Source organism: Tabrizicola sp. (genome assembly GCF_036781545.1).
Lineage (GTDB): Bacteria > Pseudomonadota > Alphaproteobacteria > Rhodobacterales > Rhodobacteraceae > Tabrizicola.
Genome location: NZ_DAIQAT010000035.1, coordinates 1 through 25,437, shown reverse-complemented (window position 1 = coordinate 25,437; position 25,437 = coordinate 1). Strand labels below are relative to the sequence as shown.

Here is a 25,437-nt window from a genome sequence, read left to right as displayed (position 1 = left end):
AGGCCGGGATGAAGACATAGGTCAGATAGTCGACGATCAGGTCCATCAGGACGCCGTCATAGGTGGGCCAGTTCTTCCGCACGTCGAAGCGGCGGGCAAGCGGGCCATCGACCCCGTCGACGATCAGCGCGACGACCAGCCAGAGGAACATCAGGCTCCAGTTTTCCTCGACCGCTGCCAGCATGGCGAACATCGACAGGACGGCGCCGGAGGCGGTGAGGAGATGGACGGAGAGGGCTTTGACACGCGGGCTCATGGCTTCTTGATGGCGGATTACGCGGCGGGGCGCAACAGGCTGCTGTCAGGCGCGGGGGTGGGCTTTTTCATACACCTCCATCAGCCGGGCGGCATCGACGGCGGTATAAGCCTGGGTGGTGGACAGCGAGGCATGGCCCAGAAGCTCCTGGATGGCGCGAAGATCGCCGCCGGCCGAGAGGAGGTGGGTCGCGAAACTGTGGCGCAGGGCGTGCGGCGTGGCGGTGGCAGGCAGGCCCAGGCGGAGGCGGGCACGCTCCATCGCCGACTGGATCAGCCGGGGGTTGACCGGGCCGCCGCGCGCGCCGCGGAAAAGGGGGTCGGAAGGCGCAAGGTCGAAGGGGCAGCTTGCGACATAGGCGGCGACAGCCTCGGCGGCGGCGGGCAGGACGGGGACCAGGCGGGTCCTGCCGCCCTTGCCGGTGATGCGAAGGGTCTGGGGCAGCGGATGGTCGGCGCCGGTCAGCGACAGGGCCTCCGAGATGCGGAGGCCCAGGCCATAGAGCAGCGTCGCGATGGCGGTGTCGCGGGCGGCGATCCAGTCCTCGCGGGCGTCGCCGCCGATCTCGTCCAGCATCGTGGCGGCGGCGTCTTCGGAGAGGGGCCGGGGCAGTTTCCGGCGGTGCTTCGGGCCGCGGGCGGAGAGGACGGTGGTGGCGTCGGTGCCGCTGCGGTCGGCGGCCCAGGCGGTGAAACCCTTCACCGCCGAAAGCGCCCGGGCCAGCGAGCGGGGCGAGAGATGGGCGCGTTCCGCCGCCATCCAGGCGCGAAGGTCGGACTGCGTGGTGCGGGCGACGGTGGCCAGCCCCTCGGCCCCGCCGCGATGGGCGGAAAGGAATTTCAGGTAGCGGGCGACATCACGGCGATAGGCCTCGATCGTGTTCGCCGCCGCCCCTTCAAGCGCCGCAAGCTGTTGAAGCCATTGCGAAAGCGCCGCCCCTAGTGCGGGCGCGAGGAAGGGATCGCTCAGCCCAGCCACCGGCGCATCGTCCGTTCGAAGACCCCGGCGAAGAAGGCGAGAAGATCGGTGCCGTGGGTCGACTTGAACTGGTTCGGGTCCTCGGAGGCGAAGACCAGCATGGCGGGCAGGCGGTTCGGGCCGAGGTCGAGTTTCATCAGCGCTTCGGACTGGAAATCCTCGGCGCGGTCGCCGTAGAGGGTGGCGGCCAGTCCGGTGATCGAGCGCAGGACGACGGGGCGGCCGGGGCCGTTGCGGCCGTTGGTCAGGTAATTGCCGACGAAGCCCGCCGGTGCGACCTGCAGCACCTCGCCAAGGCGTCGGAGGGTCGGGTCGGTGCTGCTGTCCTCCTGCAGCGTCTCCAGCACCAGGCGCACAAAGTCGACCCGCAGGGTCTGGGCGACCTCGGTCGTCAGCGCCTTCATGAAGGCCTCGAAATTCGTCGGCTCCAGCAGCTGCAGCACGGCGCGGTGCACCTGATTTGTCCCGGCCAGATTCTCGTAAGCCGCTGCAATAACTGACCTATGCGTGTCTTCCAGCCGGTCGAGCCTTGTCTCCAGCCGCTGCATGGCGATGCCGCGCAGGTCGACGATATTCGCCCCCATGGCGCGTTCATTGGCGGCGACGAGGGCGTTCATCACGTCGCGGTCTTCCAGAAGCCGCTCGGGCTCGGCAAGGATCAGGTCGCGCAGGTCGGGTTCGATCATCAGGCTGGCTCGGGCGGTTTCGGTCATGCGGTCCGGGCAGTATAGCCGGGCCGCGAAGGGCTTGGCGACAGGGTTGACAGCAGAGGGCAGAGGGGGCGGGCAGGGATGCAACACTGCATCCGGACGGCGTAGGACCCTGGTATGGAAACCGTCCATACGCGCGCAGGCCTCGGCTGCCGTTAACCTTCGGGCGCGAGGATGCGGGCAAAGGAGCCCCGCCCATGCCCGATCTGAAGAAACAGACCCCCCGCCAGCGCGCCCAGATGACCTATATGATGGACGTGATGCGCCGCCTGGAATGGGACCTGCACAACACCATCGAACTGACCGGCCGCATCCCCGAGGAGTGGCACCGGATCGCCACCGCCACGCCAAGGGCGGCGAAGGTGAAGGTCACGCTGGCGCTGGAGGCGGATGTGCTGAAGTTCTTCCGCTCGATGGGCGAGGGCTATGGGCCGCGGATCAACGATGTCCTGAAGAGCTACATGCACGCCCGGCTGGCCGGGGTGATCCGGGGGGCGGAGACCATCGCGCATTACCGGGAGCGGGAGGAGGCCCATGCGGGGGAGAAGCCCGCCTTTGGCGATGTGGCGAAGGTCATGGACGAGGTGGAGGAGGGCGAGGGGTTGGAGACCCTGCGCGCCTGGGCTCAGGACAGGATGCAGAAGCGGGTGGCGGAGGGGGAGGAGCAGGTGTTTACGGGGCCGCTGGTGCGGTGAGGGGGAAACACGCCCCTTGTCCACTATGGCCTGCCTTGACGAAAGAGCGGCCCAGCATCACGCGAGGCTTCACGGTGATGTCTCTCTTCCTGGACCTCCACCCAAAGCTCGTGTGTTCTCGCAATCATGTCGGTAAGTTCTTCGTATGAGTAGCGCGGGCGCCCAGTGAAGAAGTACGGCGTTAGACCTTTTACATATGCGCTCTCTTCCCAGTAATTCAAAACGATCAGGCCGAACTCTCGAAACTCGGCAAGCGCGTCCACAATTAGATGGAAGTTCATTGAAAAAACGAAATCGCGCGCTCTCTCGGTCAACTTGCCTGACTTGCGCAGATCATAGTACGGAATGTAGCCCTTGCCGCCGGATTCGACTGCGAGGGAGTGGGTCAAACTCACCGAGTTGTCGATCGTAATGCGATGCGCTCGGAAAGGATACTCGATGGCGCTTTGGATAAACGTGCGCCGAAACTCCACAATCGCTTCCGCGCGAAGCTTGTTGGGCAGCTTGTCTTGTTCGCGCCGCATAGACGCAAGGAAGGCCTTTATTGCAGCGGCATCCTCGACCGTGGCATCTGGAAAAAGCGTCAACCGGACGCCATGCAAAGCCAAGATTTCGTTCCGAACTGGATTTAGGGAATGTGGCGGCACGAACGAGCGCTTCCGTTCGAGCATAGGCCTCTGATCTCTCATCGGCATAGTGCAGATGTTAGCCAGGTCGTCCTGCGGTAATTGGTACTTCTTCATCGGTCAGAGCTCCGTTGTCAGGTACACCGCCCGACCGCGCGCTCTGATGCTCTCCCCGCATCAACATGCTGTGGGTTCGATGCTTTAGTATAACATCATCCGTTATGCGTAGGCCCAAAGCAACCCCCTTCTTGGCACTCTCAACGATAGAGTGCCAGGGGCCACCTTCAATGTGTGAAAGATCAACGAGTTGGCGGGCGGACAGGCCGCTTAACCTTGTCACCGTCTCCGCTACATGCCGACACGCTCTTGGATCAGAGAGATTCGCGAGCTCTCTCACTCGACCAGTGAATACTTCCCGATGAAATGCTGGGTCGGTGATGGGCAACCCCTTGAAGTGTTTAAAAGCTTGGTAAACATCAGGATGAACCGGACCGTGCGTCCACGCCTCAAAGTAGCCGGACACAAGGCCCTTTCTGTTCTGGATGAGATAAGATTCGTGACAGAAGTAGAGAAGCTTCTGCAACTCAATTTGGGTGGTGCGCATACGAATCAAGTTCCGTGTTGTTAGCACGAAATTAGCAACTACCCGTGGGTCGTGACCCTCGCTACTCATTCACCTTGTCGCCGAGACTGCTGGCGCTGGACAACATGCGCGCTGCGGACCACATGCGAACCGCTTCCAGCGTGTCTCCAACGCCGTCCCGGTCAAAGGCGGCTAGGCGGGCTTCGGCTAGGCGAAGCTCTTCCTCCGGGATCAACGGGGTGGGCGGGACGCTGTTCATTGGGGAAAGATAGTGTGGATGGGGGTGGGTGTCCATCATAGCGTGGGGGTTGGTGCGCTGTAGCCGCCGGGCCGCGCCCTCCCTCCCCCCGGGAGGGCGCTTTTGCGAGGTCACGCGCAGAACGGCGGTGGGAGGGTTGGCACCATAAAGTGCCTCGCCCGACCGGTGCTGCGCCCGCCCGAGGGAGGGCGCGGCCCTTGTGTCGCTGGGGAGTCGGGGTGAACCCCGACCGACCTGTCATCCTCGCGGAGGCGGGGATCCAGGGTGCGGCGTCGGAGCTGGCTCCCCGCTTTCGCGGGGATGACAGCCGGTGCGGGTGACAGCCGGGCGGGGTGACAGCAAGCTGTGGGGTGGGTGGCCACCCGCCAATCCGGGCTGGGGTCGTGGTGGGTTGAAACCCACCCTACGCGGTACTGCGGAGCGGGCTCTAACCCTGCGAGGTGGAGGAATTCGGGTGAAACCCGGCCTGCCTGTCATCCCCGGGGAGGCGGGGATCCAGGGTGTGGCGTCGGAGCTGGGTCCCCGCTTTCGCGGGGATGACAGTGGTGCGGGTGACAGCAGGTGCTGCGATGACAGCCGGTGCGGGTGACAGCCGGGCGGGATGCCAGCGGGTTCGCCGTCAGATGATCTTCTGACCCGTCTTCGCCCAGTCCTTGGTGAACTGGTCCAGGCCCTTGTCGGTCAGCACATGGCTCGCCAGCGCCTTGATCACCGCCGGGGGCGCCGTCACGACATCGGCGCCGATCATCGCGCAGTCTTTCACATGGTTGGCGGTGCGGATCGAGGCGGCGAGGATCTGGGTCTTGAAGTCGTAATTGTCATAGATCGTGCGGATGTCGCCGATCAGGTCCAGCCCGTCGAGGTTGATGTCGTCGAGCCGCCCGATGAAGGGCGAGATGAAGGTGGCCCCGGCCTTGGCGGCGATCAGCGCCTGGTTGGCCGAGAAGCAGAGGGTGACGTTGACCATGAAGCCCTCGCCCGACAGCACCTTGCAGGCCTTGAGCCCGTCCCAGGTCAGCGGCACCTTCACCGCGATGTTCGGGGCGATGGCGGCGAGGTGGCGGCCTTCGGAGATCATGTCCTCGGCCTTCAGCGCCACGACTTCGGCGGAGACCGGCCCTTCGACGAAGCTGCAGATTTCCTTCGTCACCTCGGCGATGTTGCGGCCGGATTTCAGGATCAGCGAGGGGTTGGTAGTGACGCCGTCGACCATGCCCAGGTCGTGCAGCTCGCGGATGGCGTCGACATCGGCGGTGTCGATGAAGAATTTCATGGGGGTCCTCCTCGGATGGTTGCGGGGGGCGCAACGCGGGGGTTGAATGCTCTCGGGCCGGGGTTTACCGCAAACGGCCGGGCAGGGAAAGGCAAAGGGTTGGCGGATCGGGTCTATCAGGCGGGGGATCTGGTCGGGGTTCTTACCACCGAGCCGTTGGGCCGGGTGCTGGACTATCGCGCGCCCGAGGGGGGCTGTGGCGACGGGGATTTCGTCGAGGTGCCGCTGGGGCCGCGGCGGGTGCTGGGCGTGGTCTGGGGGCCGGGCGAGGGGACGTTCGACCTGGCGCGGATCAGGCCGGTGGGGCGCGTGCTGGAGGCCCGGCCGATGCGGGCCGAGCTGCGGGCGTTCCTGGCCCGGGCGGCGGAATACACGCTGACGCCGCTGCCGGCGATGCTGCGGCTGGCGACGCGGACGCCGGGCCTGGGCGATCCTCCCTCCACGCGGCGGGTCTACCGGCTGGCGGGGCCGGTGCCGAACCAGCTGACCGAGGCGCGGCACCGGGTGGTGGAGGCCCTGCGGGAGTTCGGGGGCCTGCCGGTGACTTTGGGCGAGCTGGTGGAGGCGGCGGGCTGCGGGGCGTCGGTGGTCAAGGGGCTGGTGAAGCTGGGGGTTGTGGCCGAGGAGGACGCGCCGCGCGACACGCCCTATCCGCGGCTGAAGGCCGACCGGGGGATGCGGCTGGCGGGCGACCAGGTGGAGGCCGGGGATGCTCTGGTCGCCGATGTGGCGCGGGGGGCCTATGCGGCGACGCTGCTGAAGGGGGTGACGGGATCGGGAAAGACCGAGGTCTATCTGGAGGCGGTGGCGGAATGCCTGCGTAGCGGCCGGCAGGCCTTGGTGCTGCTGCCGGAGATCGCCCTCACGGCGGAGTTCCTGACGCGGGTCGAGGCGCGGTTCGGGGCGAAGCCGGCGGAATGGCATTCCGGCGTGACGATGACCGAGCGGCGGCGGCTGTGGCGCATGGTCTCGGAAGGCGAGGCGGGGCTGGTGGTCGGCGCGCGCTCGGCCCTGTTCCTGCCGTTCCGCGACCTGGGGCTGGTGGTGGTGGATGAGGAGCACGACACCTCCTACAAGCAAGAGGACGGGGTCTTGTACAACGCCCGCGACATGGCGGTCCTGCGGGCGGCGATCGTGGGCTGCCCGGTGGTGCTGGCCTCGGCCACGCCGTCGCTGGAGACCTGGGCCAATGTCGAGGCGGGGAAGTACCGGCGGCTGGACCTGGGGTCCCGCTTCGGGGCGGCCGAGCTGCCGGAGATGCGGGCCATCGACATGCGGGCCGAGAAGCTGCCGGGGGACCGGTGGATCTCGCCGACTTTGGCCGCGAAGGTGGAGGCCGTGGTCGCGCGGGGCGAGCAGGCGCTTCTGTTCCTGAACCGGCGGGGCTTCGCGCCGGTGACGCTCTGCCGGGCCTGCGGGCATCAGGTGGGCTGCGACCACTGCGACGCCCGGATGGTGGAGCACCGGTTCCAGAAGCGGCTGGTCTGCCACCAGTGCGGGGCGACGAAGCCGGTGCCCCTGGCTTGCCCCGCCTGCGGGGTGGAAGGGCGGATGGCGGCGGTCGGGCCGGGGGTGGAGCGGCTGGCGGAGGAGGTGGCGGCGCGGTTCCCGGCGGCCCGGGTGGCGGTGCTGTCATCGGACCTGTTCGGCTCGGCCCGCGCCCTGAAGGAGAAGATCGCCGAGATTTCGGCGGGCGGGGCGGACATCATCATCGGCACGCAGATCGTGGCCAAGGGGCACAACTTTCCCCTGCTGACGCTGGTGGGGGTGATCGACGCCGACCTCGGGCTGCAGGGGTCGGACCTGCGGGCCGCCGAGCGGACGTTCCAGCTGATGCGGCAGGTCGCGGGCCGCGCGGGCCGGACGGCAGAGCGGAAGGGCGAGGCCTGGTTGCAGACACACCAGCCGGAGCATCCGGTGATCCGGGCCATCCTGGGCGGCGACGAGGAGGCGTTCTGGGCGGTGGAGGCGGCGGAGCGCCGGGCCGCAGGCGTGCCGCCCTATGGAAGGATGGCGGGGATCATCCTGTCCTCGACCGATGTGGCGCAGGTGTTCGACTTCGGGGCCGAGCTGGCCCGGCGCGACGGGCCGTTGAAGCGGATCGGGGCAGAGATCTGGGGGCCTGCGCCTGCACCTATCGCGAGGGTCCGGGGGCGGCACCGGGTGCGGCTCTTGGTGAAGGCGGAGAAGGGCGCGCCGTTGCAGGCGGCTTTGGCGGAGTGGCTGGCGGGGGTCAAGGTACCGAGGGATTTGCGGCTGGCGGTAGATATTGATCCGCAGAGTTTTCTCTAATTTGTAAACGGGCGAACAGGTAAGATGCAGTTTCACTACACACCCCCGCAGACTGAGCTGGAGAAGATGCTTGGCGGATACTTCTGTATCAATGCTATTGGAAAGATTCGGCCCGGCGACGATCAGAGTTTTAAACTATTCTTGAAGTCAGCAGAGCCGCCGCCGCGCTGTGTCGTTTACATTGACTCAAGTGGTGGCGATGTGGACGCAGCTATTGGGATTGGTCGCCTCATTCGTAGTTCATGGTTTGCAACGGATGTTGGACAGTATCAACTTGACTTCCAAAGCCAAAACAGCATGCCGCTAATGCATCGAAAGAAGTTACCTGGCCAATGCCTAAGCGCAGCAACTCTTATGTTCTTGGGCGGGCGACTCAGGTACTTCGACGACAGGTCTGAATTCGGAGTTCACCAATTTGATTTTCCTCAAGCGCAAGGAGAGGAGGTTCCGCGAAACTATTTGGCTCAATCGCAAACATTATCTGCCAAAATGTTTGAGTACATTGACGACATGGGAATTTCGCCACAGTTCCTCTTGCTTTCGGCCGCCACGCCAAGTGATCAAATGCGACTTGTAAGGTGTGAGGATTTGGAGAGAATTGGCGTTGTCACTGGAGGGCAGACTGACGTAAATTGGAGCATAGAAGGAAAGAACGGACTTTCGTATGTGAAGGGGGAACGAGACTCACTCTATGGGCACCACAAGGTGATGCTTGGCTTCAACAATGAGGTAGGTTTCGTATTCTGGGCAGTTATCGAGACACAGGGTAGAGCAGGAGAGCTCCTGGGCTTTTCGCTGGTAGAGGTCGTGCTCAATGGGGAAAGCAAGAGGCTGGACATTAGCTCCCGTGTAGAACGGAAGGAGGAAGGTATTTATACGAATATTTTGGCAAGGATATCGGAGGGTGAAGCAAAGCAGATAGCGTTTTCCGATAGCTTTGGAGTTCAGATCAGATTTTCATCTGAGGCAAGCATGTTTCTCGGTATTGCTGCAATGGATACAAGAGACGGCCAAGAAAAGCTTCGGACGTTCTTCACGAACCACAAGAAGTAGGAAGGCAACGCCTGACCGCCGGGTGGGCGCAGCGACCGTGGGTCTGTGCGTTTTATGGTTCAACCCCTCCCACCGAAGTTCTGCGGGCTCACGGTGCAGAAGCGCCCGCCCGAGGGGGCGGTCGGGCGCTGCCCGGGTCGCTGGTCGCGACTATTCCGGGCGTAGGGTGGTATCGTAGGGTGCGCTACACCGCACCGGCGGATGGTGCGCTGTAAGCGCACCCTACGATGTTCTCCAGACCCGCACCGGCCCCTTCGTCCCCCGCTTCAGGATCCCCTTCGCCTCCAGATCCAGCTGCACGCATTTGACCCACCAGCCTGCCGTCTCGCCGCCGGGGAAAAGCGCTTCGGTCAGGTGCGGCTTGACCGCTGCAATGATCTCGGCGGGGGTCATGCCCGGCGGCTCGGTCGGCACAATGGCAAGGACGGCCTTGCACATCTCGGCGTATTTGGCGGCGTCGACGCGATAGGTCTTGCCGGGCTGGCCGACGTTCTGGACGTCGATCTTGTCTGTCATTGGCTGGCCCCCTTTCGGGACATTCTGCGCGGGGACCGGGGGCCAGGCAACCGAGGACAGGTCAAGGCGTGGTGATCCGGCTGAAACCCGCATTGGGTTCGGCGTTTCGCGCGCTATATTCCCGGTCAGACAATGGAGGTCGCAGATGTTCTTCACGCGCAAGTCGATGGATATGGTCTCGCCGGATCAGGCCCTGCCGGGGCGGGCGGAGCCGTTGCCGACCGCCGAGGTGCATTTCCTGTCGGGCATCCCCCTGAAGTCTCCGGTGCCCGAGGGCATGGCCGAGGCGATGTTCGGGATGGGCTGTTTCTGGGGGGTGGAACGCAAGTTCTGGCAGACCCCCGGCGTCTGGCTGACCATGGTGGGCTATGCGGGCGGATATACCCCGAACCCGACCTACCGGGAGACCTGCACCCAGCTGACCGGCCATAACGAGGTGGTGCGGGTGATCTATGACCCGGCGGTGATCAGCTACGAGGGTCTGCTCAAGATCTTCTGGGAGGGCCACGATCCGACGCAGGGGATGCGGCAGGGCAATGACGTGGGATCGACCTATCGGTCCGGGATCTACACCTATACGCCGGAACAGGCGGAGGCTGCCCAGGCATCCAAGGCGGTCTATCAGCAGGCGCTGACGGCGGCGGGGCGGGGGGCGATCACCACCGAGATCCTGCCCGCGCCGGAGTTCTACTTCGCCGAGGATTATCACCAGCAGTATCTGGAGAAGAACCCCGACGGCTATTGCGGGGTGGGCGGCACCGGCGTGACCTGCCCGATCGGGACCGGCGTGCGCGCTTGACCGGGGCGGGGGCGGGGTCTATCCGGCCCCCGAACCCTGGAGAACGCCCATGCCCACCTATTCCGCCCTGACCACGCTGCCCGGCGAGGATGCCGCACAGGGGCTTGCCGCCGCGATGGAGCGGATGGCGCCCGAACCCACCGGCGTCGGCGTCTTCGAGATCGAGGACGGCTCGGGTCTGTGGGAGGTCGGCGGCTATTTCCTGGAACAGCCGGATGCGGTGATGCTGGAGGTGCTGGCGACGGCCTTCGGCGCGAAGCCCTTCGCCCTGTCGGAACTGCCGGAGGTGGACTGGGTCGCCCATGTGCGGCGCGAGTTGAGCCCGGTCGATGCCGGGCGGTTCTTCGTCTTTGGCAGCCATGACGCGGACAAGGTGCCGTCGGGCCGGGTGCCCTTGCAGATCGAGGCGACCGTCGCCTTCGGGACCGGCCACCACGGTACGACGCTGGGTTGTCTTCTGGCCTTCGACCGGCTGCTGACGGCGGGCTGGCGGCCCGGCCGCGTGGCGGACATCGGCTGCGGGACGGCGGTGCTGGCGATGGCGGCGGCGGCGACCCTTCCGCAAGCGCTGGTCATCGCCAGCGACATCGACCGGGTCGCGGTGGACGTGGCCGAGGCCAATGTCGCGATCAACGGGCTGGACGGCCGGGTCGAATGCCTGGAGGCCGCGGGGCTGGATCATGACAGAATCAGGGCCGCCGGACCCTGGGATCTGGTCTTCGCCAACATCCTGAAGGGCCCTTTGATCGAGCTTGCCCCCGGGATTGCCGCGGCGCTTGCAACCGGTGGTAGAGCCATCCTGTCGGGATTACTCGCTGTGCAAGCAGATTCGGTCGTGGCCGCTTACGTCGCGTCAGGGCTGACGCTCAACAGTCGTGACGATATTGGCGAATGGTCTACGCTGGTGCTACAAAAGTCGTGAAAGCGTGGACAATACCGGGCAGAATCGGGCTCGGGAGCCAGGCTGGCGGAACACGCCGCAATTTCGCCATATCTGTGCGGCAAAAATTCTCTCATCAGGGCTGCTAACCTGGGTGGAATGTGATGTGGGTTGATCCAAATCTTAACGACTTTTACAGCCGCGTTTCGCGGATCGAGAAATCGCACGCCAAGGGCTACGGCTTCGAGGCTGCGGGCACGGTCGGACGCAAGGCGTCAGGCCGCAGCGGGCTGCGCCTGCTGAAACTGGCGAAGCCCCTGGTGCTGGCCCTTGCGGTGGGGGTCGGGGTGAAGGGTGTGATCCACTATTTCGTGGGCGCCCAGACCTATGAAAGCCGCGTCAGTGCGCTGGCCGCCGGTCAGGGTTTCGATCCTGTCGGCGCCTGGCTGATGGAAGCCGATCCGGCCACCCTCTGGCTGTCCGGGCAACTGCAGGCCGTTCTTCCCCGTTGATCCAAGACTGTTGAGTGACGACCATTCATTGAAGAAGGGCCGCATCGGCTGATGCGGCCCCATTTCTCGTTTCATGTCGCCCTTGCGGGCGGGCCGGTCAGCGGCCGATGAATTCGATGTCACCCCGGCACAGGCCGATATCGTCCAGCTCGCGATCCGAGAGCTTGCTCAGCGCCTTGCGGGTGACGCGCGCATCGTTCCAGGCGGCAAACGCCACAGCGACGTTCGACAGGGAGTTGAGGGCACGGTAGGTGGTGATGGCGCCGAGGGGCGCCGGGCGGGTCGTCTCGACAGCGGCCATGGCGTTCATCCTTGTTTTCATTCTGCTCAAAGCAAGGGCTTATTCCCTTGCCCTCCGCCAAATAGTCTTGCTGCAGATGCAAAGCAAGGTAAGGAATGGCATTCCCGCCATGCAGAAGCTGCATGGCGTGTGGCAAAATTTTGTCAAACTTTACAGTATGTTCCGGCGATCATTCCGGGGCGCGTCGCTTTTCTGATCTGCCCCGTCGTATTTTGCAAGTGCAAAATGAACGGGCAGTTCGGGTCGGAGTCCGCGAAAGCCATTGGCGGATGTTCCCTTTTCGTGCTAGCCCTTGTGGCAGGCAGGACAACGGGGACAAGATGCGGGTCATCGGAATTGATCCGGGGCTGAGAAACCTGGGCTGGGGCGTGATCGACGTGGCGGGCTCGCGGCTGGCCCATGTGGCCAATGGCATCTGTCATTCCGATGCGGGGGATGGCGATCTGGCGATGCGGCTTCTCTCGCTCCACGCGCAGCTGACCGAGGTGCTGCGGGCCTGGGCGCCGGAGGCTGCGGCGGTGGAGCACACGTTCGTCAACAAGGATGCGGTGGCGACGCTGAAGCTGGGCCAGGCGCGGGGCATCGCGCTTCTGGTGCCGGCGCAGTTCGGGCTGACGGTCGGGGAATATGCGCCGAATGCGGTGAAGAAGACGGTGGTGGGCGTGGGTCATGCGGCGAAGGTGCAGGTGGACCATATGGTGAAACTGCACCTGCCGGGGGTGAAGGTCGCGGGGCCGGATGCGGCGGATGCGCTGGCGGTGGCGATCTGCCATGCGCATCATGTGCAATCCTCGGGCCGGTTGCAGGCGGCGTTGAGGGCCGCGGAATGATCGGCAGGATTTCCGGACGGCTCGACTGGCGGGGGCCGGACCATGTGCTGATCGACGTGCGCGGGGTCGGCTATATCGTCCATGTCAGCGAGCGGACCCTGGCGGGGATGCCGTCGGTCGGCGAGGCGGTCAGTCTCTACACCGACCTTCTGGTGCGCGAGGACCTGCTGCAGCTATTCGGCTTTCCCTCCATGCTGGAGAAGGAGTGGCACAAGCTTCTGATGACCGTGCAGGGCGTGGGGGCCAAGGCGGCGATGGCGATCCTCGGCACTTTGGGGGCCGAGGGAGTGGGCCGGGCGATCACGCTGGGCGATGCGCGGGCGGTGCAGTCGGCGCCGGGGGTCGGGCCCAAACTGGCGCAGCGGGTGATCCTGGAGCTGAAGGCCAAGGCGCCCGGCGTGATGGCGCATGGCGCGGGGCTGAGCGCGCAGGCCGGGGCGGAGGATGTCGTGATCGAGGAGGCTGCGCCCGCGCCGCCGCGCAGGCCCGCGAAGCTGGACGAGGGCGCCGCGCGGCGGGCGGTGGCCTCGGCCGATGCGCTGTCGGCGCTGGTGAACCTGGGCTATGGTCAGGGCGATGCCGCGCAGGCGGTGGCCGTGGTGGCGGGGGACCAGCCGGACGGTGACGCGGCCGCACTGATTCGGGCGGCGCTGAAGCTGCTGGCGCCGAAATGAGTTCCGATCCCGCCCTTCGCCCCGAACGGCTGCCCGAGGATACCGACCGCGCGCTGCGGCCGCAGATGCTGGGCGAGTTCATCGGCCAGGCCGAGGCGCGGGCGAACCTGGCGGTGTTCATCGAAAGCGCCCGGATGCGGGGCGAGGCGATGGACCATACTTTGTTCCACGGGCCTCCCGGTCTGGGCAAGACCACGCTGGCGCAGATCATGGCGCGGGAGCTGGGGGTAGGGTTCCGCATGACCTCTGGCCCGGTCCTGGCCAAGCCCGGCGATCTTGCGGCGATCCTGACCAATCTGGAGCCGCGCGATGTGCTCTTCATCGACGAGATCCACCGGCTGTCGCCCGTGGTGGAGGAGGTGTTGTATCCCGCGCTGGAAGATTTCGCGCTGGATCTGGTGATCGGCGAGGGGCCGGCGGCGCGGACGGTGCGGATCGACCTGCAGCCCTTCACGCTGGTCGGGGCGACCACGCGGCTGGGCCTGCTGACGACGCCGCTGCGCGACCGGTTCGGGATTCCGACGCGGCTGGAGTTCTATTCCGAGGCGGAGCTTTACGAGATCGTCGCGCGCGGGGCGCGGCTGATGGGGCTGGCGGCGGAGCCGGAGGGCTGCCGCGAGATCGCCCGCCGGGCGCGGGGAACGCCGCGGATCGCGGGGCGCTTGCTGCGCCGGGTCGCCGACTTCGCGCTGGTCGAGGCGGGAGGACGGATTTCGCGCGAACTGGCGGACCGGGCGCTGACGCGGCTGCAGGTCGACCATCTGGGGCTGGACGGGGCGGACCGGCGGTATCTGGCCTTGCTGGCCGAGAACTACGGGGGCGGGCCGGTGGGGGTGGAAACCATCGCCGCGGCTTTGAGCGAGCCGAGGGATGCGATCGAGGAGGTGATCGAGCCTTACCTTTTGCAGCAGGGGCTGATCCTGCGGACGCCGCGGGGGCGGATGCTGGGGACCAAGGCCTGGCGGCATCTGGGGCTGGAGGCGCCGAGAGTGCCCGATCCCGCGAAACCCGGACAGGCGGACCTGTTCGGGGGCAAGTGAGACGAGCGCTGCGCGCAAGCTTTTTGTCTCGTCGTCGGGCTTCGCCTCCTCCTCGGGCGATGGGGGTTTCACCCCCAAACCCCCAGAGTATTTTGAAAAGAGCAATGAGGGAGGCGGGCATGGGGCCGGGCGAGATCGAGGCTTTGTTCACGCGGGGCGGCGGGGAGTATCTGTTTGCCCGCTGGGGACGGCCGATCGTGCCGGTGGTCTTCGGCGTGGAGGACGCGAGCCTTGCGGTCTTCAAGGGGGCGTTCGAGGCGGTGGTAGCTCTGGCGGGGCACCGGATGGCGGAGACCGACCCCGAGCTGGGGGCGAACCTGATGCTGTTCTGCTTCCGGGACTGGGCGGAGCTGCTGGAGGTGCGCGACCTCGGGCGGCTGGTGCCGGAACTGCCTGCCCTGGTCGCGCGGCTGGAGGCGGCGGGGGCGAACCAGTACCGGCTGTTCCGCTTCGACCGGGAGGGGGCGATCAAGGCGGCCTTCGTCTTCCTGAAGATGGATGCGGCGCTGGCGGGGATGGCGGCGGAGACGCTGGCTTTGGCCCAGGCGGTGCAGGTGATCCTGCTCTGGTCGGACCGGGCCTTCGACGGGACCTCGCCCCTGGCGCGGGTGGGCGAGGGGGTGATCCTGCGGCCGGAGATCGGAGCGGTGATCCGGGCGAGCTATGATCCGGTCCTGCCTGCGGTGGCGCGGGATGCCTCGCACGCGCTGCGGCTGGCGGCGCGGGTGGGGTGAGCTGCCCGCGCGTGGGCAGTCTGGTGCAGGCAGGGATTTCAATGGCTTGGCTGCGGGCGTTCAGAATTTCTTAACGTCTTGGGGGGAGGGCCTGTGGCGCCCCTCGCCCCCATCCCCACGAGGGCGAGGGTGGGGCCGAGGGGTTTCGCTGTGACCAGGAAACCGCTTAAGGTCCGGCAAATACAGGAGACCGCATGACCCCGCACCAGTTCCGCACCCGCGTCTATTACGAGGACACCGATCTGGCGGGGATCGTCTATTACGCCAACTACCTGAAGTTCATCGAACGGGCGCGGACGGAATGGGTCGCGTCGCTGGGCGTGGACCAGATGGTCCTGAAGGCCCGGGAGGGGATCGTCTTCGCGGTGCGCCGGGTGGAGGCAGATTTCCTGCGCCCCGCGAAGTTCGGCGACGATCTGCTGGTGGAGACCACGATACAGTCGCTGGGCGGGGCGCGGATCGTGCTGGAGCAGGTGGTCACGCGCGGGGGCGAGCGGGTGTTCGTGGCCCTTGTGACGCTGGTCTGCCTGACCGAGGAAGGTCATGCGGCCCGGCTGCCGGCGGAGGTGAGGGGGAAGCTGTCGGGACCCTTGCATTGAGGGGTTGAGCGGGTGCTCGCTCTCCGTCCCCTCCCCCGCGGCGGGAGGGGACGGGCATCAGTGGTGCACCGGAGCGGAAGCGGTTGCGCCGGGCTTTGGCCGGGATGCCTCCGGCGGGGATATTTGCGCCAGTATGAAAGGCCTTGGGGGGTGCCTGGGGGAGAGGGCCGCAACTTGCCGGCTCGAACCGGTGGCGCCAGCAAGTTGCACCTCCGGCGGGGATATTTAGGCAAAGATGAAAGGCGAGGCCGGAACCGGGGGCGCTGCGCCGGGGCTGTCTGCGAAGGGAGTTTTGGCCAACAGGAAGTGCAGGAGGCGGAACTCTGGTCGGGGCGGGATCGGGGCCGCGCGGGGGATGACAAATCCCGTCATTGGCCAGCGAAACCCTGCCTGCCACAGAGTTGTGTTGGCAATCCCCCTGCACTCTTGCTAGAATCAACGCTAACGGAGCCAGGAAACGGCCCGATCAACAAGAGCAGGCGTATGGAACCCAACACCCTTGCGATGGCGCAGGAGATCGATTTCTCCATGTTCGCCCTTTTTGCCCGCGCAACGCTGACGGTGAAGATCGTCATGCTGATGCTGATGGTCATGTCCTTCTGGAGCTGGGCGATCATCATCCAGAAGCACATCCTGTTGCGGAAGGCGCGGGGCGAGGCGGCGATCTTCGACCGGGCCTTCTGGTCGGGCGAGCCGCTGGACGAGCTTTACGAGAAGATCGGGCCGGACCCGCAGGGGCAGTCGGAAAAGATCTTCGCGGCCGGGATGCTGGAATGGCGGCGGAGCCACAAGCAGGACGGCGGGCTGATCGCGGGGGCGCAGAGCCGGATCGATCGGGCGATGAACGTGGCCATCGCGCGGGAGAGCGAGTTCCTGAACCGGGGCCTGAGTTTCCTGGCGACGACGGGGTCGACGGCAACCTTCATCGGCCTTTTCGGCACGGTCTGGGGGATCAAGCACAGCTTCGAGCAGATCGCCATCAGCCAGAACACCAGCCTTGCGGTGGTGGCCCCCGGTATCGCCGAGGCGCTGCTGGCCACCGGCGTCGGTCTGGTCGCGGCCATTCCGGCGGCGGTGTTCTACAACAAGCTGTCCGCCGACATCGACCGGGTGCTGGGCGGCTATGAAAGTTTTGCCGACGAATTCGCGACGATCCTGTCGCGCCAGCTGGACTCGTAAGCCATGGGCATGGGTGTCTCGGGATCGGCAGGCGGCGGGCGGCGTCGCCGGCGCGGCGGGCGGTCGGCCGCGATGAGCGAGATCAACATCACGCCGATGGTCGACGTGATGCTGGTGCTGTTGATCATCTTCATGGTGGCGGCGCCGATGCTGACGGTGGGCGTGCCGGTGGAACTGCCGAAGACGGCGGCGACGGCCTTGCCGACGGAGCAGGAGGAGCCGCTGACAGTGACGATCACCTCGGACGGGCGGCTGACGATCCAGACGACGGAGGTGGCCGATACCGAGATGATCCCGAAGTTGACGGCGATCGCGGCGGAGCGGAAATCGAAGAAGATCTTCCTGCGGGCGGATGGGGCCATTCCCTATGAGCGGGTGGCGCAGGTCATGGGCGCGCTCAATGCGGGCGGGTTCAACGAGATCGGCCTTGTCACCGACGGTGCGGGGCCAAGCTTCGGGGCGGGAGCTGCGTCCAACAGTGAAGGCAATGGCGGCTGAGGCGGATGGAGACGCGCTTCCAGACGGGAACGGTGATCTCGGCGGTCGGGCACCTGGGGGTGATCCTCTGGGTGCTGGTCGGCGACTGGCTGTTCTCTGCGGATGCGGCGCCGGAGCCCATCGTCATGTCGGTCTCGACGCTGACCAGCGCGGAGTTCGATGCGTTGCAGGCGGCCTCGACCCCCACGCCGTCGGAAGAACCCGCGCCGGTCAAGCCGCGGTCGCGGCCCGAGCCCGAGCCGGAACCGGCGGTGGAGCCGGAGCCTGCGCCCGAGCCGGAACCTGTCCCCGAACCTGAACCGGCGCCGGAGCCCGAACCAGATCCCACGCCGGAGCCGGCGCCCTCGGACGCGGTGCAGGCGGACGAAGAGCAGCTGATCGAGTCGGAATCGACGGAAATCCAGCCTGCGCCGGAAGCTGCGACGATCATCGCGCCCGATCCGGTGCAGCCGGAGAGCGAGGCGGAGACCTCGGACACGCCCGAACCCGCGGTCAGCGAGGACCCGGCGGCGACCGAGGTGGTGGAGCAGCAGCCCACCGAGGCGACGGTGCCCGAGGATACCGGCGACGTGACCCTGACCGAGGCGAACCGGGACCAGACGGCAGAGACCGGGATGACCACCTCGCTGCGCCCGCGGGCCAAGCCGTCGCGTCCAAAGCCGCAGCCTGAACCGGCCGCCGAGGAGCCGCGGCGGGAATCGGCGCAGCTGAACGTGCAGCCGGTGGACGATTCAGCGACGCAGGATGCCATCGACGCGCTTCTGGGCGAGGCGGCGGAGGAGCCGGTCGCCGAGACGGGGAACAGCGGCGGGCAGGACCGGCCGAAGGGGCCGCCGCTGACCGGGGGCGAGATGGGCAACATCTCCAGCGCCATTGCGCGGAAGTGGAACCTGGGGGCTTCGTCGACGGACGCGATGAGCTCGATGATCGTGGTGCGGGTCAGCTTCTCGTCGGATGGCAAGCCGGTGGATTTCCAGCTGATCGAATCGAACGGGCCGAACCAGACCGGGATCGACAAGCTGTATGAGACCGCCCGCCGCGCGGTGAACCGGGCCCATGCGGACGGCGGACTTCCGCTGCCTCCGGACAAGTATGACACCTGGCGCGTGCTCGACCTGGTCTTCGATGCGAATGGGATGAGGGCGAGATGACCGGGAACCGAACGCGCGATTTCCCCTTTTCTCCTGCCGGGCAGGCGGGCAAGGACAAACAAAAGAACGGAGCATGAGGCCGATGATGAGACCCATGAGAGCAACCTTTCGCGCAGTGCTGGCGCTGGCCCTTGGCCTTTGCACGCTGACGGCGGCCCCGGTGCTGGCGCAGGAACCGCCGCGGATCGTGATCGGCTCGGCGGTGATCGAGCCGATGCCCATCGCGGTGCCGACCTTCGTCGACGAGGGCGGCGCGGGGGATTACGCCCGCCAGATCAGCAAGGTGGTGATCTCGGACCTGGAGGGCACCGGGTTCTTCCGCAACATCGGCGAGGATGCCCATATCAGCCGGATCACCAGTTTCGACGGCGGGGTGGCCTTCGAGGACTGGAAGGCGATCAACGCGCAGGTGCTGGTGACGGGGGCGGTCAGCGTCGCGGGCGACCGGATCACGGTGAAGTTCCGCGCCTATGACGTGTTCAACGGCCAGGTGCTGGACGGGGCGGCCTTGCAGTTCGCGGGCACCACCCAGGGCTGGCGGCGCATGGCGCACAAGGTGGCCGACGTCGTTTATTCCAAGATCACCGGCGAGGGCGGCTATTTCGACAGCCGGGTGGTCTTTGTCAGCGAGAGCGGGCCGAAGAACGCGCGGCTGAAGCGGCTGGCGGTGATGGACTACGACGGGGCGAATGTCGCCTATCTGACCGACAGCAACTCCATCGTGCTGGCGCCGCGCTTCTCGCCCGCCGGGGACCGGCTGCTTTACACCAGCTATGAGACGGGCTTCCCCCGGATCACGCTGATGGATGTGGGGTCGATGAAGCGGCGGACGCTGGAAGAGCAGCCGGGCACGATGACCTTCGCGCCGCGCTTCAGCCCCGATGGCGGGACCGCGGTGTTCAGCCTGGAGCGGGGCGGGAACACGGATATCTATGCGCTGAACCTGTCCTCGGGCCAGTTGACGCAGCTGACCAATGCGCCGTCGATCGAGACGGCGCCCAGCTTCAGCCCGGACGGCAGGCAGATCGTGTTCGAGAGCGACCGTTCCGGCGCGCAGCAGATCTATGTGATGCCCGCTGGCGGCGGCGAGGGGACGCGGATCTCCAGCGGCAAGGGGCGCTATGGCACCCCGGTCTGGAGCCCGCGTGGCGACTACATCGCCTTCACCAAGCAGAACGAGGGCCGCTTCCACATCGGCGTGATGCGCACCGACGGGTCGGAAGAGCGCCTGTTGACTGCCAGCTTCCTGGACGAGGGCCCGACCTGGGCGCCGAACGGCCGGGTGCTGATGTTCACGCGCGAGACCAGCGGCGGCGGCGGGCAGGCGAGCCTGTGGTCGGTGGATATCACCGGCCGGAACCTGAAGCAGATCCCGACCGACGGCCCGGCAAGCGACCCGGCCTGGTCGCCGCTTTTGCCCTGATTTGTGAACGACAAATTCATTGGGCCGCCGATTCCCTCGGCGGCGCAAAGCTGCTAACGTGACCGCAATCGAGCCAACAAGAAGGATGTCCCCGATGACCCTTGCTGCGAAGTCGCTGCTTCTGATCGCCGTCCTGGGCCTTGCGGCCTGCAACAACCCCGACCGGTACGGCGCCGGTGGCGCGGGCGGGGCCGGGGGAGCCGGTGGCGCTGGCGGGGGGATCGACACCACGGGGCTGGGCGATCCGAACAACCCGACCTCGATCGCCTATTTCAACCAGCGGGTCGGTGACCGGGTGCTGTTTGCGGTGGACCAGTCGACGCTGTCGCCGGAGGCCCGCAGCATCCTGAGCGCGCAGGCGAGCTGGCTGAACCAGAACAGCGGCTATGCCGCGATCATCGAGGGCCACGCCGACGAACAGGGCACGCGGGAATACAACCTCGCCCTGGGCGCGCGGCGCGCGGCCGCGGTGCAGAACTTCCTGATCAGCCAGGGCGTCGCGGCCAGCCGGTTGCGGACGATCAGCTATGGCAAGGAGCGCCCGCTGGAAGTCTGCTCGGAAGAGGCCTGCTATGCCAAGAACCGTCGCGCGGTGACGGTGCTGTCGGCCGGCGCCGGGGTCTGAGCCGATGCGGCGGCTTGGCCTTTCGCTCGTCCTCAGTCTTCTGCCGCTGCTGGGTCCTGCCCAGGCCGAGACGCTGGCCGACATCCGCAACGAGCTGGGCCAGCTCGCCGCCGAGTTCAACGCGCTGAAGGCCGAGCTGGTCTCGACCGGCGCGGCGACCAGCGGGGCGGCGGGCGGCGATGCCCTGACCCGGATGGATACGATCGAGGCCGAGCTGGCGCGGTTGACGGCGCGCACCGAGGAGGTCGAGCTGAAGCTGAACCGGGTGGTGGCGGACGGCACCAACCGGATCGGCGACATCGAATACCGTCTGTGCGAGGCGACCAAGGGTTGCGATCCGGCCAATATGGGCGCGACGCCCACGCTGGGCGGGGATACCGGCGGGGCCGTCGCCCCGGCGGTGACGGGATCGGGGGCCGCGCCTGCGGTGGATACGACCGGCGGGGCGGAGCTGGCCGTCAGCGAGAAGGAAGACTTTGACCGGGCCAAGGAGGTGCTCGGTCAGGGTGACTTTCCCGGTGCTGCGGCGCTCTTTGCGACCTATGCCCAATCCTATCCTGGCGGGCCGCTAGTCCCCGAGGCGCTGTACCTGCGCGGCGAGGCCCTGTCCAAGACCGGCGATACCGCGAATGCGGCGCGGGCCTATCTGGATGCGTTCTCGGCCAAGCCCGACGGCCCGATCGCGCCGGATGCGCTGCTGAAGCTGGGCGAGGGCCTGGGTGCCCTGGGCCAGGTGCCCGAGGCCTGCGTGACGCTGGCCGAAGTCGGCTCGCGGTTTCCGGCCAGCATGGCGGCGACGCAGTCGGTGGTGGCGATGCAGGGGCTGGGGTGCCGGTAGATGCGGATCGGCTGGTCGGGCTGATCCGGGACGGCTTGCCAGCGGACAAAGTGATCGGCGTGGCGCTTTCGGGCGGTGGGGATTCCACCGCCCTTTTGCATCTGTGCTTGCGCGCGGGGCTTCGCGTCGAGGCGGTGACGGTGGACCATCGCCTGCGGCCAGAGAGTGCGGCGGAGGCGGCGGCGGTGGCGGAGGGGTGCCGTGCGCTGGGCGTGCGGCATGAGGTGCGGGTCTGGGAGCATGGGCCGGTCAGCGGCAACCTGATGGATCGGGCGCGGCGGGCGCGGATGGGGTTGATCCTCGACTGGGCGCGCGAGCGGGGCATCGGGGGGGTGGCGCTTGGCCATACGCGGGATGACCAGGCCGAGACGGTGCTGATGGGGCTGGCCCGGGCGGCGGGGTTCGCGGGACTTTCCGGGATGCGTCGCGGGTTCGATGCAGGGGATGTTCGGGTCCATCGTCCCCTTCTCGGCGCCGGGCGCGCGGAGTTGCGGGAGTGGTTGCGCGGGCAGGGGATCGGCTGGGTGGACGATCCGACGAACGAGGACGAGCGGTTCACGCGGGTGCGCGCGCGGAAGGCGCTGGCGGCGCTGGCGCCCCTGGGGATCACGGCGGAGCGGCTGGCGGAGGTGGCGGCCAATCTGGCAGCCGCGCAGGAGGCCCTGGTGGTGCAGGTCGCGGGCGCGGCCTCGCGGTATGTGGCCGAGGAAGCCGGGGCGCTGCGGTTCGATCCGGCGTTCTTCGGCGAGCCCGCCGAGGTGCAGCGGCAGGTCGTGGTGGCGGGACTGTTGTGGCTGTCAGGCGCCGGTTATGCGCCGCGCGCCGCCGAGGTGGAGCGGCTGGTCGGGGCGATGGCGGCGGGGCGGGATGCGACGCTGGCGGGATGCCGCTTCCGCAAGGGCTGGCTGATGCGCGAACCCCGCGCGGTGGGCGGGCCGGTGCCGGTGGGGCAGCTTTGGGACGGGCGCTGGATGGTCGAGGGGCCGGAGGGCGAGGTGCGGGCGCTGGGGGCGGAGGGTCTGGGCCAAGTGAAGGACTGGCGCAAGGCGGGGCTGCTGCGCGAGGTGCTGCTGGTCAGCCCTGGGGTCTGGGATGGCGACCGGCTGCTGGCCGCCCCCGCGGCGGGGCTTTCCGCCGGTTGGCAGGTGCGACTTTGCCGCCCCTTCACCTTTTCCCGTTAGTGCATTGAACCTGAGGCCCAAAGGTTTATCTTAGGCCAAAGTCGCTGCGGCCCTGCTTTGGGGCCATGGGCGCATTGAGGAGATCCCTGCATTGGGTAATGCACGCAATATCGCCTTCTGGGTCGTGCTGCTGATCCTTGTGATGGCGCTGTTCCAGTTGTTTTCCGGCAACCAGACGACGATGTCGTCGCGCTCGCTGACCTATTCCGACTTCGTGGAGCGGGTGGACGCGGGTCAGGTCTCGAAGGTCGTGCTGGACGGCGAACGGGTCGTGGTCGTCGGCAAGGACGGTAATTCCTACGTGACGATCAAGCCGCCGGGGGATGCGGTGACCGACAACCTCTCGCGCGACCTGATCGCCAAGGGGGTCGAGGTCGAGGCCGAGCCGCAGGCGCAGTCCGGCTTCGTTTCGGTCCTGCTGAGCTTCCTGCCCTTCCTGCTGCTGATCGGCGTCTGGATCTATTTCATGAACCGGATGCAGGGCGGCGGGCGCGGCGGCGCGATGGGCTTTGGCAAGTCGAAGGCGAAACTGCTGACCGAAAAGAATGGCCGGGTGACGTTCGACGACGTGGCGGGCATCGACGAGGCCAAGGAAGAGCTGGAAGAGATCGTCGAGTTCCTGCGGAACCCGCAGAAGTTCTCGCGGCTGGGCGGCAAGATTCCGAAGGGGGCGCTGCTGGTCGGCCCTCCCGGCACCGGTAAGACGTTGCTGGCGCGCGCGATCGCGGGCGAGGCCGGGGTGCCGTTCTTCACCATCTCGGGGTCGGACTTCGTGGAGATGTTCGTGGGCGTGGGGGCTTCCCGTGTGCGCGACATGTTCGAGCAGGCTAAGAAGAACGCGCCCTGCATCGTCTTCATCGACGAGATCGACGCGGTGGGTCGGGCCCGTGGCGTGGGCATCGGCGGCGGCAATGACGAGCGCGAGCAGACGCTGAACCAGCTCTTGGTGGAAATGGACGGGTTCGAGGCGAACGAGGGTGTGATCATCATCGCCGCCACCAACCGCAAGGACGTGCTGGACCCGGCGCTGCTGCGGCCCGGCCGGTTCGACCGCCAGATCCATGTGCCGAACCCCGATATCAAGGGGCGCGAGAAGATCCTGTCGGTCCACGCCCGCAAGGTGCCGCTGGGGCCGGATGTGGACCTGCGCACCATCGCGCGGGGTTCGCCGGGGTTCAGCGGGGCTGACCTGATGAACCTGGTGAACGAGGCCGCGCTGATGGCGGCGCGGGCCGGGCGGCGGTTCGTGACGATGATCGACTTCGAATCGGCCAAGGACAAGGTGATGATGGGGGCCGAGCGGCGGTCGATGGTCCTGACCCAGGACCAGAAGGAGATGACCGCCTACCACGAATCCGGCCATGCCATCGTGGGGATGACCCTGCCGAAATGCGACCCGGTCTACAAGGCGACGATCATCCCGCGCGGCGGCGCGCTGGGCATGGTGATGAGCCTGCCGGAAATGGACCGGCTGAACTGGCACAAGGACCAGTGCGAGCAACGGATCGCGATGACCATGGCGGGCAAGGCCGCGGAAATCCTGAAATGGGGCGAGAACTCGGTTTCCAATGGGCCGTCGGGCGATATCCAGCAGGCCTCGGCCCTGGCCCGCGCGATGGTTCTGCGCTGGGGGATGTCCGAGGTTGTCGGCAACATCGACTATGCCGAGGCCGCCGAGGGCTATTCCGGCAGCACCGGGGGCTTCTCGGTTTCCGCCGAGACCAAGCGCCTGATCGAGCAGGAGGTGAAGCGCCTGATCGACGAGGGCTATGAGACCGCCCGCCGTATCCTGATCGAGAAGAACGAGGAATGGGAGCGGCTGGCCAAGGGCCTTCTGGAATACGAGACGCTGACCGGCGACGAGATCCGGAAGGTGATCGCGGGCGAGCCGCTGGGCGGGGACGACAGCGCCGATGCGCCGCCCTCGGGCGGGGGCTCGGCCTCGGTCACGGCGATCCCGAAGACGAAGACCCGGGCGAAGAAGGCCGGGCCGGACCCGGAACCGGCACCGCTTTGAGAATGGCAAGGCCCCGCATCGCCGGGGCCTTTTGCTTTCCCGCCCCCGCCGCTAACGTGCCCCCGGGCCAGGAGGGCGGCAGATGATCACGGCATTCGCAACGAAGGGCGAGCGGCTGGAACGGCTGGACCTGTCGGACCACCCGCTGCGCGCCGCGATCTGGATCGACCTGGAAGCCCCCACCCAGGCCGAGGAAGACGCGGTCGAGGCCGCGCTTGGCCTGGATATCCCGACGCGCGAGGACATGCAGGAGATCGAGGTCTCGTCCCGCATCTACCGCGAGGACGGGGTGCTGTTCCTGACCGCGCAGGTCATCGCCAGCCCCGACGCAAGCGAGGCCGAGATCAGCCCCGTCACCTTCGCCGTGCTGCCCGACCGGCTGGTGACGGTGCATTACCACCATCCACGGTCCCTGACCTATTTCGCCGACTGGGCCGCCCGGCACGACACGGCGCTGGAGACCGGGCTTGACGCGCTGCTGGGCCTTCTGGAGGCCATCGTCGACCGGCTGGCCGACATCCTGGAGGGCGAGACCCGGCAGCACGAGGCGCTGGCGAAGGAGATCTTCGCGGCGCATCGGCCCCAGGGCAAGGCGGAGACGCTGAGCGTGGTCCTGCAACGGATCGGCCGGGCCGAGGCGATGAACGGCAAGGTCAACGAAAGCCTGGCGACGATCCTGCGGCTCTTGACCTACCTGACCTCGGCCCCCGAGGCGGCGGACGGCCCCTGCCTGCACGCGCGGCAGATGCCGCTTGCGCTGGCGCAGCTTCAGGACCTGCGCAGCCTGCGCGAGGTGGCGGCAGCGCAGGCGGAGAAGGTGCGCTTCCTGCTGGATGCGACGCTGGGGGTGATCAACATCCGGCAGTCGGACGTGATCAAGATCTTCTCGGTCGTGGCCTTCGTCTTCCTGCCGCC

At 66.9% G+C, this 25,437-nt stretch carries 28 protein-coding genes; 20 read left to right on the top strand and 8 right to left on the bottom strand.

Translation table 11 applies throughout. From position 1 onward, the window contains the following. The 3 genes from V7Q39_RS08185 to V7Q39_RS08175 all read right to left on the bottom strand — a co-directional run. Nucleotides 1-256, bottom strand: a 256-nt coding sequence (locus V7Q39_RS08185) for a CDP-alcohol phosphatidyltransferase family protein (protein ID WP_333816071.1), incomplete at its 3' end; no start/stop codon positions are given. Nucleotides 257-301: 45 nt separating this feature from the next. Next, nucleotides 302-1,234 (bottom strand): tyrosine recombinase XerC, encoded by a 933-nt coding sequence (locus tag V7Q39_RS08180; RefSeq protein ID WP_333816070.1) that lies wholly within the window; start codon nucleotides 1,232-1,234, stop codon nucleotides 302-304. Further along, nucleotides 1,222-1,920, bottom strand: coding sequence for a DUF484 family protein (locus V7Q39_RS08175; RefSeq protein ID WP_333816069.1), 699 nt, complete (start codon nucleotides 1,918-1,920; stop codon nucleotides 1,222-1,224). The genes V7Q39_RS08180 and V7Q39_RS08175 overlap by 13 nt, the downstream gene beginning before the upstream one ends. Nucleotides 1,921-2,141: 221 nt before the next feature. Here V7Q39_RS08175 and V7Q39_RS08170 point away from each other — a divergent pair, with 221 nt between their 5' ends. Next, on the top strand, nucleotides 2,142-2,639 hold the full coding sequence (locus V7Q39_RS08170) for a BrnA antitoxin family protein (protein WP_333816068.1): 498 nt from the start codon (nucleotides 2,142-2,144) through the stop codon (nucleotides 2,637-2,639). Nucleotides 2,640-2,662: 23 nt separating this feature from the next. Here V7Q39_RS08170 and V7Q39_RS08165 read toward each other — a convergent pair whose 3' ends face one another. The 3 genes from V7Q39_RS08165 to fsa all read right to left on the bottom strand — a co-directional run bounded on the left by V7Q39_RS08165 (nucleotide 2,663) and on the right by fsa (nucleotide 5,380). Further along, the gene (locus tag V7Q39_RS08165; protein WP_333816067.1) at nucleotides 2,663-3,382 is read right to left on the bottom strand and encodes a hypothetical protein; all 720 of its coding nucleotides are present in this window, start codon (nucleotides 3,380-3,382) and stop codon (nucleotides 2,663-2,665) included. After that, a complete protein-coding gene (gene socA / locus V7Q39_RS20605; protein WP_443082501.1) occupies nucleotides 3,345-3,938 on the bottom strand; it encodes a type VI toxin-antitoxin system SocA family antitoxin in 594 nt (197 codons plus the stop codon). Before socA ends, V7Q39_RS08165 begins: the two co-directional genes overlap by 38 nt. A gap of 788 nt (nucleotides 3,939-4,726) precedes the next feature. Further along, a complete protein-coding gene (gene fsa / locus V7Q39_RS08160) occupies nucleotides 4,727-5,380 on the bottom strand; it encodes a fructose-6-phosphate aldolase (protein ID WP_333816066.1) in 654 nt (217 codons plus the stop codon). Between the two features lie 99 nt (nucleotides 5,381-5,479). On the opposite strand from fsa, the gene V7Q39_RS08155 reads away from it, so the two are divergent. Both V7Q39_RS08155 and V7Q39_RS08150 read left to right on the top strand, forming a co-directional pair. After that, nucleotides 5,480-7,672 (top strand): primosomal protein N', encoded by a 2,193-nt coding sequence (locus V7Q39_RS08155; RefSeq protein ID WP_333816065.1) that lies wholly within the window; start codon nucleotides 5,480-5,482, stop codon nucleotides 7,670-7,672. A 24-nt stretch (nucleotides 7,673-7,696) separates the two neighbouring features. Continuing rightward, complete coding sequence (locus V7Q39_RS08150) at nucleotides 7,697-8,725, top strand: hypothetical protein (RefSeq protein WP_333816064.1); 1,029 nt, start codon at nucleotides 7,697-7,699, stop codon at nucleotides 8,723-8,725. Between the two features lie 222 nt (nucleotides 8,726-8,947). Here V7Q39_RS08150 and V7Q39_RS08145 read toward each other — a convergent pair whose 3' ends face one another. Further along, nucleotides 8,948-9,241, bottom strand: a complete 294-nt coding sequence (locus V7Q39_RS08145; protein ID WP_333816063.1) for a DUF6958 family protein — start codon at nucleotides 9,239-9,241, stop codon at nucleotides 8,948-8,950. 145 nt (nucleotides 9,242-9,386) lie between these two features. Between V7Q39_RS08145 and msrA the strand changes: the two genes are divergently transcribed. The 3 genes from msrA to V7Q39_RS08130 all read left to right on the top strand — a co-directional run bounded on the left by msrA (nucleotide 9,387) and on the right by V7Q39_RS08130 (nucleotide 11,432). Further along, nucleotides 9,387-10,040 carry a peptide-methionine (S)-S-oxide reductase MsrA gene (msrA, locus tag V7Q39_RS08140; protein WP_333816062.1) on the top strand — a complete coding sequence of 218 codons (654 nt, stop codon included), beginning with the start codon at nucleotides 9,387-9,389 and terminating at the stop codon, nucleotides 10,038-10,040. A gap of 49 nt (nucleotides 10,041-10,089) precedes the next feature. Further along, nucleotides 10,090-10,962, top strand: a complete 873-nt coding sequence (locus V7Q39_RS08135; protein ID WP_333816061.1) for a 50S ribosomal protein L11 methyltransferase — start codon at nucleotides 10,090-10,092, stop codon at nucleotides 10,960-10,962. A gap of 122 nt (nucleotides 10,963-11,084) precedes the next feature. Next, a complete protein-coding gene (locus V7Q39_RS08130) occupies nucleotides 11,085-11,432 on the top strand; it encodes a hypothetical protein (RefSeq protein WP_333816060.1) in 348 nt (115 codons plus the stop codon). A gap of 97 nt (nucleotides 11,433-11,529) precedes the next feature. On the opposite strand, the gene V7Q39_RS08125 is transcribed toward V7Q39_RS08130, so the two are convergent. Then, the gene (locus tag V7Q39_RS08125) at nucleotides 11,530-11,733 is read right to left on the bottom strand and encodes a DUF1127 domain-containing protein (RefSeq protein ID WP_333816059.1); all 204 of its coding nucleotides are present in this window, start codon (nucleotides 11,731-11,733) and stop codon (nucleotides 11,530-11,532) included. Nucleotides 11,734-12,053: 320 nt separating this feature from the next. Here V7Q39_RS08125 and ruvC point away from each other — a divergent pair, with 320 nt between their 5' ends. From ruvC to V7Q39_RS08055, 14 genes are all read left to right on the top strand, one after another. Beyond that, nucleotides 12,054-12,563, top strand: a complete 510-nt coding sequence (gene ruvC, locus V7Q39_RS08120; protein ID WP_333816058.1) for a crossover junction endodeoxyribonuclease RuvC — start codon at nucleotides 12,054-12,056, stop codon at nucleotides 12,561-12,563. After that, nucleotides 12,560-13,237, top strand: a complete 678-nt coding sequence (gene ruvA, locus V7Q39_RS08115; protein ID WP_333816057.1) for a Holliday junction branch migration protein RuvA — start codon at nucleotides 12,560-12,562, stop codon at nucleotides 13,235-13,237. Before ruvC ends, ruvA begins: the two co-directional genes overlap by 4 nt. Continuing rightward, the gene (gene ruvB, locus V7Q39_RS08110; RefSeq protein ID WP_333816056.1) at nucleotides 13,234-14,277 is read left to right on the top strand and encodes a Holliday junction branch migration DNA helicase RuvB; all 1,044 of its coding nucleotides are present in this window, start codon (nucleotides 13,234-13,236) and stop codon (nucleotides 14,275-14,277) included. Before ruvA ends, ruvB begins: the two co-directional genes overlap by 4 nt. A 119-nt stretch (nucleotides 14,278-14,396) precedes the next feature. Then, nucleotides 14,397-15,011, top strand: a complete 615-nt coding sequence (locus tag V7Q39_RS08105) for a hypothetical protein (RefSeq protein WP_333816072.1) — start codon at nucleotides 14,397-14,399, stop codon at nucleotides 15,009-15,011. 194 nt (nucleotides 15,012-15,205) lie between these two features. Beyond that, on the top strand, nucleotides 15,206-15,610 hold the full coding sequence (gene ybgC / locus V7Q39_RS08100) for a tol-pal system-associated acyl-CoA thioesterase (protein WP_333816055.1): 405 nt from the start codon (nucleotides 15,206-15,208) through the stop codon (nucleotides 15,608-15,610). A gap of 483 nt (nucleotides 15,611-16,093) precedes the next feature. Continuing rightward, entirely contained in the window at nucleotides 16,094-16,789 is a 696-nt protein-coding gene (gene tolQ, locus V7Q39_RS08095) for a protein TolQ (RefSeq protein WP_333816054.1), read from the top strand. 3 nt (nucleotides 16,790-16,792) lie between these two features. Further along, nucleotides 16,793-17,287, top strand: a complete 495-nt coding sequence (gene tolR / locus V7Q39_RS08090; protein ID WP_333816053.1) for a protein TolR — start codon at nucleotides 16,793-16,795, stop codon at nucleotides 17,285-17,287. 5 nt (nucleotides 17,288-17,292) lie between these two features. Beyond that, a complete protein-coding gene (locus V7Q39_RS08085; RefSeq protein ID WP_333816052.1) occupies nucleotides 17,293-18,438 on the top strand; it encodes a cell envelope biogenesis protein TolA in 1,146 nt (381 codons plus the stop codon). Between the two features lie 94 nt (nucleotides 18,439-18,532). Then, nucleotides 18,533-19,861, top strand: coding sequence for a Tol-Pal system beta propeller repeat protein TolB (tolB, locus tag V7Q39_RS08080; protein WP_333816051.1), 1,329 nt, complete (start codon nucleotides 18,533-18,535; stop codon nucleotides 19,859-19,861). A 94-nt stretch (nucleotides 19,862-19,955) separates the two neighbouring features. Beyond that, on the top strand, nucleotides 19,956-20,486 hold the full coding sequence (gene pal, locus V7Q39_RS08075) for a peptidoglycan-associated lipoprotein Pal (RefSeq protein ID WP_333816050.1): 531 nt from the start codon (nucleotides 19,956-19,958) through the stop codon (nucleotides 20,484-20,486). 4 nt (nucleotides 20,487-20,490) lie between these two features. After that, complete coding sequence (ybgF, locus tag V7Q39_RS08070; RefSeq protein WP_333816049.1) at nucleotides 20,491-21,324, top strand: tol-pal system protein YbgF; 834 nt, start codon at nucleotides 20,491-20,493, stop codon at nucleotides 21,322-21,324. Beyond that, on the top strand, nucleotides 21,315-22,505 hold the full coding sequence (tilS, locus tag V7Q39_RS08065) for a tRNA lysidine(34) synthetase TilS (RefSeq protein WP_333816048.1): 1,191 nt from the start codon (nucleotides 21,315-21,317) through the stop codon (nucleotides 22,503-22,505). The genes ybgF and tilS overlap by 10 nt, the downstream gene beginning before the upstream one ends. 91 nt (nucleotides 22,506-22,596) lie before the next feature. Then, a complete protein-coding gene (ftsH, locus tag V7Q39_RS08060; protein ID WP_333816047.1) occupies nucleotides 22,597-24,522 on the top strand; it encodes an ATP-dependent zinc metalloprotease FtsH in 1,926 nt (641 codons plus the stop codon). A gap of 82 nt (nucleotides 24,523-24,604) precedes the next feature. Then, nucleotides 24,605-25,437: CorA family divalent cation transporter (locus tag V7Q39_RS08055; protein WP_333816046.1), on the top strand; the 833-nt coding region annotated here is incomplete at its 3' end.